Origin of the sequence: Buttiauxella gaviniae ATCC 51604, from assembly GCF_001654835.1 — a bacterium.
In the GTDB taxonomy this organism is placed as follows: Bacteria; Pseudomonadota; Gammaproteobacteria; order Enterobacterales; family Enterobacteriaceae; genus Buttiauxella; species Buttiauxella gaviniae.
This window is the reverse complement of sequence record NZ_LXEP01000017.1, coordinates 102987-116387: the sequence shown is the minus strand read 5'-3', so window position 1 is coordinate 116387 and position 13401 is coordinate 102987. Positions and strand designations below refer to the sequence as shown.

12 protein-coding genes are annotated in these 13401 nt (G+C 53.6%); 10 read left to right on the top strand and 2 right to left on the bottom strand.

Annotation, left to right across the window (positions count from 1 at the left end):
- The first annotated feature begins 256 nt into the window (after window positions 1-256).
- The gene (rhaT, locus tag M977_RS09760) at window positions 257-1291 is read left to right on the top strand and encodes an L-rhamnose/proton symporter RhaT (protein WP_064514445.1); all 1035 of its coding nucleotides are present in this window, start codon (window positions 257-259) and stop codon (window positions 1289-1291) included.
- Here rhaT and rhaR read toward each other — a convergent pair whose 3' ends face one another.
- Window positions 1292-2140: an HTH-type transcriptional activator RhaR gene (gene rhaR, locus M977_RS09755; RefSeq protein WP_064514442.1), complete on the bottom strand. Its 849-nt coding sequence runs from the start codon at window positions 2138-2140 to the stop codon at window positions 1292-1294.
- A gap of 146 nt (window positions 2141-2286) precedes the next feature.
- The gene (gene rhaS / locus M977_RS09750; protein ID WP_064514526.1) at window positions 2287-3123 is read right to left on the bottom strand and encodes an HTH-type transcriptional activator RhaS; all 837 of its coding nucleotides are present in this window, start codon (window positions 3121-3123) and stop codon (window positions 2287-2289) included.
- A 300-nt stretch (window positions 3124-3423) separates the two neighbouring features.
- Between rhaS (M977_RS09750) and rhaB the strand changes: the two genes are divergently transcribed.
- The 9 genes from rhaB to rhaM all read left to right on the top strand — a co-directional run bounded on the left by rhaB (window position 3424) and on the right by rhaM (window position 13282).
- On the top strand, window positions 3424-4896 hold the full coding sequence (gene rhaB, locus M977_RS09745; protein ID WP_064514440.1) for a rhamnulokinase: 1473 nt from the start codon (window positions 3424-3426) through the stop codon (window positions 4894-4896).
- A complete protein-coding gene (gene rhaA / locus M977_RS09740; RefSeq protein ID WP_064514437.1) occupies window positions 4893-6152 on the top strand; it encodes an L-rhamnose isomerase in 1260 nt (419 codons plus the stop codon). The genes rhaB and rhaA overlap by 4 nt, the downstream gene beginning before the upstream one ends.
- Before the next feature lie 99 nt (window positions 6153-6251).
- The gene (gene rhaD / locus M977_RS09735; RefSeq protein WP_064514434.1) at window positions 6252-7076 is read left to right on the top strand and encodes a rhamnulose-1-phosphate aldolase; all 825 of its coding nucleotides are present in this window, start codon (window positions 6252-6254) and stop codon (window positions 7074-7076) included.
- 83 nt (window positions 7077-7159) lie between these two features.
- Window positions 7160-8152 carry a rhamnose ABC transporter substrate-binding protein gene (gene rhaS, locus M977_RS09730; RefSeq protein ID WP_064514432.1) on the top strand — a complete coding sequence of 331 codons (993 nt, stop codon included), beginning with the start codon at window positions 7160-7162 and terminating at the stop codon, window positions 8150-8152.
- Window positions 8153-8254: 102 nt separating this feature from the next.
- Window positions 8255-9766 (top strand): sugar ABC transporter ATP-binding protein, encoded by a 1512-nt coding sequence (locus tag M977_RS09725; RefSeq protein ID WP_064514429.1) that lies wholly within the window; start codon window positions 8255-8257, stop codon window positions 9764-9766.
- Window positions 9766-10773 (top strand): ABC transporter permease, encoded by a 1008-nt coding sequence (locus M977_RS09720; RefSeq protein ID WP_064514425.1) that lies wholly within the window; start codon window positions 9766-9768, stop codon window positions 10771-10773. The genes M977_RS09725 and M977_RS09720 overlap by 1 nt, the downstream gene beginning before the upstream one ends.
- Window positions 10766-11770: an ABC transporter permease gene (locus tag M977_RS09715; RefSeq protein WP_064514422.1), complete on the top strand. Its 1005-nt coding sequence runs from the start codon at window positions 10766-10768 to the stop codon at window positions 11768-11770. Before M977_RS09720 ends, M977_RS09715 begins: the two co-directional genes overlap by 8 nt.
- Window positions 11771-11822: 52 nt before the next feature.
- Entirely contained in the window at window positions 11823-12971 is a 1149-nt protein-coding gene (fucO, locus tag M977_RS09710) for a lactaldehyde reductase (RefSeq protein ID WP_064514420.1), read from the top strand.
- Window positions 12968-13282: an L-rhamnose mutarotase gene (gene rhaM, locus M977_RS09705; protein ID WP_064514418.1), complete on the top strand. Its 315-nt coding sequence runs from the start codon at window positions 12968-12970 to the stop codon at window positions 13280-13282. Before fucO ends, rhaM begins: the two co-directional genes overlap by 4 nt.
- Window positions 13283-13401: the final 119 nt, after the last annotated feature.

Sequence of the window (13401 nt, the reverse complement as noted above, 5' to 3'; positions counted from 1 at the left end):
TAAGTTAAACATACCCTAAATAATTCGAGTTGCATCGCGGCGGCAAGAGAACGCAACCAACAAAGATGCAGCTTGAAGTATGACGGGTATAAAGAACTGTGACCGCCGTCCATCATACCCCCTGAATTTTGCCAGTTTTCTCCCCGTTACGGCAGCACATGGAAGGTGAGCCAGTTGCTCAATCCTTAGACTCATGGCAATGGGGGAACCAGCTGTCACCCCTGAGTTATTTAGTTAAAACAGAGGGATATGAATAATGAGTAATGCAATAACAATGGGGATAATTTGGCATCTGGTGGGGGCTGCAAGCGCCGCCTGCTTTTACGCTCCATTTAAAAAAGTACAGCGTTGGTCCTGGGAAACAATGTGGGCGGTTGGCGGCTTTGTTTCCTGGATAATTTTGCCATGGACTGTCAGTTACGTTTTGCTTCCTGATTTTTGGGCTTATTTCGGTTCGTTTAACGCTTCGACGTTACTGCCAGTTTTCCTGTTTGGCGCGATGTGGGGCATTGGGAATATTAACTATGGTCTGACCATGCGCTATCTCGGCATGTCGATGGGCATCGGTATCGCGATTGGCATCACGCTGATTGTCGGCACCTTAATGACGCCAATTATTGCCGGAAAATTTGATGTGCTGATTGGCACACCAGGTGGACGCATGACGCTCCTGGGCGTGTTGGTTGCGTTGGTAGGGGTGGCGATTGTGACCCGCGCGGGGCAACTGAAAGAACGCAAAATGGGCATTAAAGCCGAAGAGTTCAACCTGAAAAAAGGACTGATTCTGGCGGTAATGTGCGGTATTTTCTCGGCGGGTATGTCTTTTGCGATGGACGCCGCAAAACCGATGCACGAAGCGGCAGCCGCACTGGGCGTTGATCCGTTGTATGTGGCCTTGCCAAGTTATGTGGTGATCATGGGCGGCGGTGCGCTGATCAACCTTGGCTTCTGCTTCATTCGCCTGGCAAAAATGAAAGATCTGTCGATTAAAGCCGACTTCTCACTGGCAAAACCGCTGATCATCAGCAATGTGCTGTTCGCCGCACTGGCTGGTTTGATGTGGTATCTGCAATTCTTCTTCTACGCATGGGGCCACGCTAAAATTCCGGCGCAATACGACTACATGAGCTGGATGTTGCACATGAGCTTCTACGTGTTGTGCGGCGGGTTGGTTGGCTTGATTATGAAAGAGTGGAAATCGGCAGGAACCCGTCCTGTTGGTGTGTTGAGCGTCGGTTGTGTGGTGATTATTATTGCTGCGAATATCGTCGGCCTCGGCATGGCAAATTAATTACGTTTCAATAGCATACCGTTGACGCCACAGCCGTGGCGTCATCCCCGTTTCCTTGGTAAACACCACTGAAAAGTAATTACTGTCCTCAAAGCCGCAACGCGTGGCGATATCACCAATCAACAACTCACTATGACGCAACAGATCCTGAGCCTGACAAATGCGTAACTGTCGCAAATATTGGCTGATGCTCATGCCGGTTTGCTGGCGGAAAATCTGCCGTAAATGGCGCTCTGCCACCTGGTGCTGCTGGCAAAACTGCGTAAGTTCAAAGGTCGAATCGAGACTTTTCCCCAATGCCGCCATCAATAAATCGAGAGTTTCACTGCTGTCAGGCCCGGTCGCATCCTGAGATTGATAACGGTGGCGATGCAACAAAATGCACAGTTGCAAAAACAGACTCTCGGTCAGGCACACCGACATCGCGTCCGTTTTCACACTTTCGTGTTCCAGTTGTCCAATAAGTTGCCGCGCTTGTACCATGCCGTGGCTGCTCAATCGCCAGCGCGGATCTTTCCCTGCCACCGCGGTGGTTTGCAGCAAATCCTTCCAGTCGACGTTCAGTTTCAGCCGTTCCGGGCAGTAAATAATATTATGCAGTACCAAACCGTTGACTGATTCGTAGCTGTGGCGGTCTTCGGCCCGAATGTAAAACAGGTCGCCGCAGGTAATACGATAAGGACGGTCATTGAGAATATGCAGGCCGTTGCCGCGCCACACCAGAACCAGCTCGCAGAAATCATGGGTATGTTCAGCAAAGACGTTTTGCGGATAGCGGTCAGCCACCGCCACGGGCTGCCTGGCAGAGGCGAAAAAATCTGCTTTTTTGAGAACTAAATGACCCACCACCGCAACACCTCAAAAGCCAAAACTAAATGGTGGATGATCCACCCGACAAAACCCGATCCGTAGGTCGGATAAACGTAGTGTCATCCGACAAACTAACGGGCAAGTATTGGCTTTTTCGGCTAAAAAAACGGTGACTGCCTTCGCGATTACTGAAGTTGTGTGTCGCGCCCCTGGCGAATCTCACGCGGAGACCAGGAAAATTCACGCTTAAAAAGTGTCGAAAAATGGTTACTGTCGCCAAAACCACACTGAAAGGCGATTTCCGTCACGCTCTGTTCGCCGTGGCGCAGCAAATGACGCGCTTTCATCAGGCGTAAACGGTTGAGATAACGCTGCGGCGTCATGCCGGTTTGCTGTTTTAGCTGCCGATGCAACGTGCGCAGGGAAAGCGTGAATTGCGAGGCTAACTGTTCCCAACAAACATCCTCGGCAAAATGATCTTCCAGCCACGCCATCAGTTGGTTTAAGCGGCCTTCCGAGTTGCTTGCACCTTCCATCATGCTGCCTTTACGCAGCAACACCAGAAGCTGCATAAACAGAATTTCACGGTTGGCGACGGCGTGTGTGTCCGCCGCTTCGCCAATTTGCTCAAACTGATCAATCAGACCGCGTACCTGTTGCAGCACCGGCTGGTTTACGCGCCAGTGTGACGGATAATTACCGTCTTGTTCCTGCGGGAGCAGCTTGTCGAGACCGGACAAAAAGCAAAACGCATCCGGTGCACGATACAGAATATTGGTCAGGCAGAGGTTTTCGGTGTGCTCGTACAAATGGCGGTCGTGATCACGGACAAAACAGACCGAACCCCCACTCAATGTGTATGGCTGGCCATTAAAAACGTGAGTTCCAGTACCGTGTTCCACAATAACAATTTCATAAAAATCATGATGATGCTCAGGGAATGCAGCCTGGGGTAAACGTGGCTCAATCGCCACGGATGAATGTCCAGATGGGAAAAAGTCAAAACCATGTAATACCGTCATCATTACCCCCAAGCCTTTTTATTGTTGCCTGATAGTAGGTAACGAGACTCATCTGCACCTTAAAGTTTCGACACGAAATTACTTAAAAGCTGCTCGTTTTTTAAGAAACGCCGGGAAATATCAGGAAATGCGGAGAGCGTCACAGGGCAGCTTTATGCGTGATAAACATGAATCTGTGACATCACTCACGTTCACCTTTGCCTTTTTGCCAACGGCTGATTTGCACTGTCAGTGTCGAGAAGGTGGACGAGGGCGTTACTTTTTAGAGTGGGGGCAATTAATTTAGCAAGGACCCCAAAAATGATTCTACGCCATAGTGTTGCGGTAGACCTGGGCGCATCAAGCGGCCGTGTCATGCTGGCGCGTTTTGATAGCGACACTCGCAGTCTCTGCCTGCGCGAAATTCATCGTTTCACTAACTGCTTAAAACTGGCTGAAGCTTCCACCGTCTGGGACGTCGACGCGCTGGAAGATGAAATACGTACCGGTCTGCAAAAAGCCTGTGACGAAGGCATTGCCATCGACAGCATCGGCATCGACACCTGGGGTGTGGATTACGTGCTGATTGACCGCGAAGGCAACCGCGTCGGGCAGCCGGTTTCTTACCGCGACAGCCGTACCGATGGCGTGATGGACACCGCTTTTAGCCAGCTTGGTCGTGACGATATTTACCGTCGCACCGGCATCCAGTTCATGCCTTTCAACACGCTTTATCAATTGCGTGCGCTGGTGGAACAGCAGCCAGAACTTATCGATAACGTTGAGCACGCCCTGCTGATCCCGGACTATTTCTGCTTCCGCCTGACTGGCGCCCTGAACTGGGAATATACCAACGCCACCACCACACAACTGGTGAACATCAACAGCGACAACTGGGATGAAACGTTGCTCGATTGGGCGGGCGTACCGCATAAATGGTTCGGCACACCGACGCATCCGGGCAACGTTATCGGCCAGTGGGTTTGCCGTGAAGGCAACAAAATCCCGGTGGTTTCGGTTGCCACGCATGACACCGCCAGCGCGGTAATTGGCGCACCGCTGAAAGACAAAGATGCGGCTTATCTCTCTTCTGGCACCTGGTCGCTGATGGGTTTTGAGAGCAAAACGCCTTATGCCAATAGTGCAGCGCTCGCCGCCAACATCACCAACGAAGGGGGTGCGGAAGGGCGTTATCGGGTGCTGAAAAACATTATGGGACTGTGGTTGTTGCAGCGCGTGACATGCGAGCTGGACATCACCGATCTGGCGGATCTTATCGATCGCACCAAACAAACACCGGCTTGCCGTTTTGTGATCAACCCGAATGACGATCGTTTTATTAATCCGGAAAGCATGAGCCGCGAAATTCAGGCGGCGTGTCGCGAAAGCAACCAGCCGGTGCCGTTCACCGATAACGAGCTAGCGCGCTGCATTTTCGACAGCCTGGCGCTGCTGTATGCCAAAACGCTGTCAGAACTCGCCACCGTGCGTGGCCGCCCGTTTAGCTGCCTGCACATCGTCGGTGGCGGCAGCCAGAACGCTTTACTCAATCAGCTATGCGCCGATGCCTGCGGTATTCCAGTGTTCGCCGGGCCGATTGAAGCCTCAACGCTCGGCAATATCGGCTGCCAGTTAATGGCGCTGGACGAAATCACTGATGTCGATGACTTCCGCAAAGTTGTCGCCGCCAACTATGAACTGAAATCTTTTAATCCCCAATCCGATAGCGAAATTGCCCGATATATCGCGCAGTTCCCGCTGAGCATTCAAAAACGTAAGGAGTTTTGCGCATGACCACACCTCTTGATCAAGCCTGGGAACTGGCGAAACAGCGCTTTGCTGCTGTCGGTGTTGATGCTGAAGCCGCACTGCAACAGCTCGACCGTTTACCTGTTTCTATGCACTGCTGGCAGGGCGATGATGTTGCCGGATTTGAAAACCCGGAAGGCGCGCTAAGCGGCGGGATTCAGGCGACGGGCAATTACCCAGGTAAGGCGCGCAACGCCGCTGAATTACGTTCTGATCTGGAACGCGCATTAAGCCTGATCCCGGGGCCAAAACGCCTGAACCTGCACGCAATTTATCTGGAATCTGACCAGCCGGTTTCCCGCGACAAAATCAAACCAGAGCATTTTAAAAACTGGGTTGAATGGGCGAAGGCCAACAAGTTAGGGCTGGACTTTAACCCGTCTTGCTTCTCGCACCCGTTGAGCGCTGATGGTTTTACGCTCTCACACGCTAACGATGAAATCCGCCAGTTCTGGATTGATCACGTTAAGGCCAGCCGCAAAGTGTCCGCGTACTTCGGCGAACAACTTGGCACGCCGTCAGTCATGAACATCTGGATCCCGGATGGCATGAAAGACATCACCGTTGACCGCCTGGCTCCGCGCCAGCGTTTAGTGGCCGCACTTGATGAAGCGATGAGCGAAAAACTCAATCCGCAACACCACATCGACGCGGTAGAAAGCAAGCTGTTCGGCATTGGTGCAGAAAGCTACACCGTCGGTTCCAACGAATTCTATTTTGGTTACGCGACCAGCCGCCAGACCGCACTGTGTCTGGACGCAGGCCACTTCCACCCGACTGAAGTGATCTCCGACAAAATCTCCAGCGCCATGTTGTATGTGCCGCGCCTGCTGCTGCATGTGAGCCGCCCGGTACGCTGGGACAGCGACCACGTCGTGCTGTTGGATGATGAAACTCAAGCGATCGCCAGCGAGATTATTCGCCACGATCTGTTCGACCGCGTGCACATCGGTCTGGATTTCTTCGACGCTTCAATCAACCGCATCGCTGCGTGGGTTATCGGCACGCGCAACATGAAGAAAGCACTGCTGCGTGCATTGCTGGAACCTACTGAAACCCTGCGCCAGCTTGAACTTGAAGGCGACTACACCGCACGCCTGGCACTGCTGGAAGAGCAGAAATCGCTGCCGTGGGCGGCGGTCTGGGAAATGTATTGCCAGCGCAATGACACGCCGGTTGATGCCCAGTGGCTGAAAACAGTGCGGACTTATGAAAAAGACGTGCTGAGCCAACGCGGCTAACCACCCTCATCCCAACCTTCTCCTAAGAGGGAGAAGGACAAAATATGATTAATTACCTCTCCCTTTGGGAGAGGTATACACAACAGGAACCACAAGACTATGCAGAACATCCTTAAAGCCTGGTTTGTAGAAGGCATGATCAAAGCAACGAGCGACGCCTGGCTGAAAGGCTGGGACGAGCGTAACGGCGGCAATATCACTATGCGTCTGGATGAAGCGGATATCGCGCCATTCCAGGCTGATTTCCACGCTGCTCCGCGTTATATCGCGCTAAGCCAGCCGATGCCTGAACTGGCGAACACGCCGTTTATCGTCACCGGTTCCGGCAAATTCTTCCGTAACGTGCAGCTCGACCCGGCGGCAAATATTGGCGTGGTGAAAGTGGACAATCGCGGTACGGGCTACCACATTTTGTGGGGGCTGGAGAACGAAGCGGTGCCAACGTCTGAACTGGCTTCGCATTTCCAGTCACACAGCGTGCGCATCAAAACCACGGGCGGTAAAGATCGCGTCATCATGCATTGCCACGCCACCAACCTGATTGCCCTGACCTATGTGCTGGAAAACAACACGGATGTGATTACCCGTAAATTGTGGGAAGGCAGCACCGAGTGTTTAGTGGTGTTCCCGGACGGCGTCGGCATTCTGCCGTGGATGGTGCCGGGCACCGATGAAATTGGTACAGCGACCGCTGGCGAGATGACAAAACACTCGCTGGTGTTGTGGCCGTTCCACGGGGTATTCGGTAGCGGCCCAACGCTCGATGAAGCGTTTGGTCTTATCGATACCGCTGAGAAGTCGGCTGAAGTGCTGGTAAAAGTTATTTCGATGGGTGGCATGAAACAAACCATCTCTCGTGATGAGCTTATCGCGCTCGGCAAACGTTTTGGTGTCACCCCGTTAGCCAGTGCTTTAGAACTGTAAGTCGTAAACATAGGGTGGATTAATCCACCCTATGAAAAAAATAAAAAACACCTGCAACCCCTACATACATCGGAGTACAAGCAATGAAAACTAAATCAATACTAGGTTGTACGCTTACCGTTGTTGCACTCGCTCTGTCCACCTCTGCCCTTGCTGAAGTGAAAATCGCGCTGGTGGCGAAATCCCTCGGCAATGGTTTTTTTGAAGCCGCGAACGTCGGGGCACAAGAAGCCGCCAAAGAGTTGGGCGATGTGAAAGTGATTTATACCGGCCCAACCACGACGACGGCCGAAGCACAAATTGAAGTCCTCAACGGCTTGATCGCTCAAGGTGTTGATGCCATTGCTATTTCTGCCAATGACCCTGACGCACTGGTTCCGGTGCTGAAAAAGGCCATGCAGCGTGGGATTAAAGTGGTTTCCTGGGATTCCGGCGTGGCAAAAGAGGGCCGCCAGATTCACCTTAATCCTTCCAATAACGCGCTGATTGGCGAAACCAACGTCAAACTGGCCGCCGACGCCTTAAAAGCCATGAATGTGGAAAAAGGCGACGTGGCAATTCTTAGCGCCACACCCACCTCAACTAACCAGAATATCTGGATTGCTGAGATGAAAAAGGTGCTGCCAAAGTATCCGTCTATCAATTTAGTGACCGTCGCTTATGGCGATGATCTGTCTGATAAAAGCTACCGTGAAACCGTCGGCCTGTTGAAATCCTACCCGGATTTGAAAGTGATTGTCTCGCCGTCGTCCGTCGGGATTGTCGCCGCTGCGCAAGCGGTGAAAGACCAGGGCAAAATCGGCAAAGTTTATGTGACTGGCCTGGGTTTACCGTCTGAAATGGCGGGCGCGGTGAAATCTGGCGCGTCGAAAAGTTTCGCTATCTGGAACCCGATTGATTTGGGCTACGCGGCAACCTATCTGGCGGACGATTTAGTCAAAGGAACGGCCACCAAAGATGAAGCCAGCATGGGCAAACTGGGCAAAGTGAAGCTGGATGCCGACGGCAGCGGTGCGATGGCTGAGCCGTTTGTTTACGATGCCAGCAACATCGATAAATTCTCCAAAATCTTCTGATTGGGTATTGGCGGGTGACGCTTTGCTTACCCGCCTTACAAAAGCCAAACGTAGGGTGGATAAGCGTTCGCGCCATCCACCATTTTGGATGGGGAATTGACCATGACACTCACCACACCATTGCTGTCCCTGAAGGGAATAACCAAAGTTTTCCCCGGCGTACGCGCCCTCGAAAACGTTCATCTGGATTTGTGGCCGGGCAAAGTCACGGCGCTGATCGGTGAAAATGGCGCGGGTAAATCCACGCTGGTCAAAGTTATGACCGGGATTTATCAGCCGGAAGAAGGCGAACTGCTTTATAAAGCGATACCGATTACGCTGCCCAACCCGGAAGCGGCGCACAAAGTCGGTATCACAGCGATTCACCAGGAAACGGTGCTGTTCGATGAACTGACCGTCACCGAAAATATTTTCGTCGGCCACTATATTTACCGCGGCTTCTTCAAGAAGCTCGACTGGCCCGCCATGCACCAGCAGGCGCAGGAAATCCTCACTCGCCTCGAAGTGCAAATTAACCCTCGCGCCACGCTCAAAACTCTCAGTATTGCCCAACGCCATATGGTAGCGATTGCCCGCGCGTTATCGTTTGAAGCGCAAGTGGTGATCCTCGATGAACCGACCGCCGCACTTTCGCAGCATGAAATCGTCGAGTTCTATCAAATCGTTGAACGCCTGAAACGCGAAGGCAAAGCGATTCTGTTTATCTCGCACAAGTTCGACGAAATCTTTGCCATCGCCGATCACTACACCATTCTGCGCGACGGCGTGTACATCGGCTCCGGGCAAATCGACGATATCAGCGAAGAACGCATGGTCACCATGATGGTCGGGCGTGAAATCACACACGCCTTCCCGAAAGTGAACTGCGAACCTGGTGACGTGGTGTTAGAGGTGAAAGATCTCTGCCATCCAACCGAGTTTGCCCATATCGACTTCACGCTTCGCAAAGGGGAAATCCTCGGTTTCTACGGCTTAGTCGGCGCCGGGCGTACCGAATTAATGCAGGCGCTATCGGGTGTTTCACGCCCGTCTCACGGTGAAATCTTGCTCAACGGCCAGGCGATGCAGTTTCGCCAGCCAGCGGACGCGATTAAAGCCGGGATTGTCTGCGTGCCGGAAGAGCGTCAGAAGCAGGGCGCGATTATCGAACTGCCGATTTATCAAAACATTAGCCTGCCACAACTGAGCCGCCTTAACCCGCGCGGCGTATTAAACGATGCGCGTGAATGGGCGTTGGCGGATGAATACGCCAAACGTTTACAAGTAAAAGCCTTTAGCTGGAAACAGCCGGTTGAAACGCTTTCCGGCGGCAACCAGCAGAAGGTGGTGATTAGCAAATGGCTGGCGACTCAACCGGAAGTCATCATTCTCGATGAGCCGACCAAAGGTATCGATATCGGCTCGAAAGCGGCGGTGCACCAGTTTATGTCTGAGCTGGTCGGCCACGGCCTGGCGGTGATCATGGTGTCGTCAGAATTGCCGGAAGTGATGGGCATGGCCGACCGCATTATCGTGATGCACGAAGGGCTGATGGTGGCGCAATTTGAAGCGGGCGAAGCGAGTGCTGAGATGATTGTCAGCGCCGCCAGCGGCTCCCATGAGGAGGCAGCGTAATGTGGCAATCTCTTCTCAAACATCGCGAATTCTTGCTGGCGGGCGTCATCTTGCTGATGATTCTGGGGATTGGCAGCCGCGTGCCGTCGTTCCTGGCGCCAGGCAATCTGGTGGAAATGTTCAATGACACCTCGATCCTGATTATTCTCGCCCTCGGCCAAATGATGGTGCTGCTGACCAAAGGCATTGATTTGTCGATGGCGGCGAACCTCGCGCTGACCGGCATGATTGTCGCCTTGCTTAACTTCCACTATCCGCAAATCCCGGTGTGGGCACTGCTGTCCCTGGCGACCGTTCTGGGTCTGGTGATGGGGGTAATTAACGGTTTGCTGGTCTGGAAGCTCGGCATTCCGGCGATTGTCGTCACGCTGGGCACCATGAGTATTTATCGCGGCATTATCTTCCTGCTCTCAAACGGCGGCTGGATTAATGCGCATCAGATGAGTAGCGAGTTTCTCGGATTGCCGCGCGCGGTCGTGCTGGGAATGCCGTTGCTGAGTTGGTGTGCGGTCGCGGCGCTTTTGCTGGTGGGCTATTTCTTGCGTTACAGCCGCACCGGGCGGGCGATGTACACCGCGGGCGGCAACGCCACGGCGGCGTATTACACCGGTATCAATGCCGGGAAAATGCAGTTCATCAGCTTTAGCCTTTCGGGAGCGCTGGCCGGTTTTTGCGGCTATTTGTGGATTTCTCGATTTGCCGTTGCGTATGTCGACGTAGCTAACGGTTTTGAACTGCAAATCGTCGCAGCCTGTGTCATTGGCGGAATCAGCACCATGGGCGGTATCGGGCGTGTGCTCGGCTGCCTGTTTGGCGCGCTGTTCCTCGGCGTCATCAACAATGCGCTGCCGGTGATTGGCGTGTCGCCGTTCTGGCAAATGGCGATATCCGGCGCAGTGATTGTGGTGGCGGTGTTGCTCAATGAACGCGGCAACAAACGCAAAGGGCGGCTGATTCTGCGCGACGCAGCGCTGGCGCGACAAACTCCGGGAGTGAGCCATGAATAAGACGCTGATTTCTGAATCTGTTCCACCGCAGGCCGCGACGGCTCCATTATTGCGCCGCTTGCTGTGCTGGGAGTCGTTTTTGCTGGCGGTGACGCTGGCGGTATTTGTGGTGAACGCACTGGCCTCGCCGTATTTCCTCAATATCTGGAACCTGTCGGACGCCACCTTCAACTTCACCGAAAAAGCGATCATCGTGTTGCCGATGGCGATGTTGATTATCGCCCGGGAAATTGACCTGTCCGTTGCCTCAACTATTGCGCTCAGTTCAACGGCAATGGGCTTTTGCGCTCAGGCAGGCGTCGATACCGCTGGGCTGGTGTGCATCGGGCTTGGCATCGGGTTGCTGTGCGGTTTGTTCAATGGCCTGCTGGTCACACGCTTTAACCTTTCGTCGATTGTGATCACCATCGGCACCATGAGTTTGTATCGCGGCATTACCTACATTTTGCTCGGCGACCAGGCACTGAATCACTACCCGGAAAGTTTCGCCTGGCTTGGGCAGGGTTACGTCTGGGGCGCGTTGTCGTTCGAGTTTGCCCTGTTCATGGTGTTGGCGGCGGTGTTCGCCTTCTTGCTGCACAAAACCAACTTTGGCCGCCGGACGTACGCCATCGGTAATAACCCGACTGGCGCGTGGTATTCCGGCATTAACGTGAAGCGCCACAACCTGATGTTGTTTGTGCTGGTGGGCGTGATGGCGGGACTGGCGTCGGTTTTACTGACCTCACGTCTTGGCAGCACGCGCCCGACGATTGCGATGGGTTGGGAGCTGAGCGTGGTGACCATGGCGGTGCTGGGCGGTGTCAATATTCTTGGCGGCTCCGGCAGCATGGCGGGCGTGATTATCGCCGCATTCCTTATGGGGCTGGTGACCTTCGGCCTGAGTCTGCTGAATGTGCCGGGCATCGTGATGTCGATTATCGTCGGCGCGATGCTGATCACCGTGATTTCGCTACCGATTATTACCCGGCGCGTTTTAGCACGTCGGCGAGGATGAATACCGAGACGATGACCGGGTGGCCATCGTCATAATATTAAGGAGAATAGCAATGAGCTTTATGTTGGCCTTACCAAAAATCAGCCTTCACGGCGCGGGTGCCATCGGCGACATGGTGAAATTGATTGCCGCCAAACCCTGGGGAAAAGCGTTAATTATCACCGACGGGCAACTGGTAAAAATGGGCCTGCTCGACAGCCTGTTTAGCGCGCTCGACGAACATCAGCTTTCTTACGAACTGTTCGATGAAGTGTTCCCGAACCCGACAGAAGAACTGGTGCAAAAAGGCTTCGCGGCGTATCAGGCAGGCGACTGTGATTATCTGATCGCCTTCGGTGGCGGCAGCCCGATTGATACCGCCAAAGCAGTGAAGATCCTCACCGCAAACCCAGGCCCATCAACCGCCTATTCAGGTGTGGGTAAAGTGACTAACCCAGGCGTGCCGCTGGTGGCTATTAACACCACTGCCGGGACTGCGGCTGAGATGACCAGCAATGCGGTCATCACCGATTCCGTGCGCCACGTAAAAGAAGTGATTATCGACACCAATCTGATCCCGGATATTGCCGTCGATGATGCCAGCGTGATGCTCGACATCCCGGCAAGCGTCACTGCTGCAACCGGCATGGACGCGCTAACTCACGCCATCGAAGCCTATGTTTCCGTTGCCGCACACCCGCTGACCGATGCCAACGCGCTGGAGTCTATCCGCCTGATTAGCCAGTGGTTACCAAAAGCGGTCGAAAACGGACACAACCTCGAAGCGCGTGAAATGATGGCTTACGGGCAGTACCTGGCGGGCATGGCATTTAACAGCGCGGGCCTTGGCCTGGTGCATGCGCTGGCACACCAGCCGGGTGCGACGCACAACCTGCCGCATGGCGTGTGTAATGCCATCTTGTTGCCCGTCATCGAAGCCTTTAACCGCCCGAAAGCCGTTGCACGTTTTGCGAAAGTTGCCGCAGCGATGGGCGTAAATACTCAGGATATGAGCGAAGAAGAAGCCAGTTTTGAGGCGATTCTCGCCATTCGCGCATTATCTTCACGCGTTGGCATCCCATCTGGCTTTAGCCAGCTTGGCATTAAAACCGCTGACATTGAAGGCTGGCTGGACAACGCGCTGGCCGATCCGTGCGCAGGGTGCAACCCACGCGTGGCGACCCGCGAGGAAGTGCGCGAGCTTTATCTGGAGGCGTTATGATCCGCAAAGCCTTTGTGATGCAGGTGAATTCCGATGCCCATGAAGAATATCAACGTCGTCATACGCCGATTTGGCCAGAGCTGGAAGCGGTACTTAAGCAGCACGGTGCTCATCACTACGCTATTTATCTTGATGCTCAACGCAACCTACTTTTTGCCACGGTAGAAATTGAGTCCGAAGCTCGCTGGAACGCGGTTGCCCAAACGGAAGTTTGCCAGCGCTGGTGGAAGCATATGAGCGAAATCATGCCGAGTAATGCCGACAACAGCCCGGTGAGTGTGGAGCTGAAAGGGGTATTTTATTTAGAGTAGGGGGAGGGGCTACGCTTTTTTTTTGGCAAGCGTAGAGCCAACCGACAAAAGTGGTGGATGGTGCATGCCGCTTATCCCCTTATAAAACCTTGATTAGCAATCTGAGTTGTTCGGTTAAA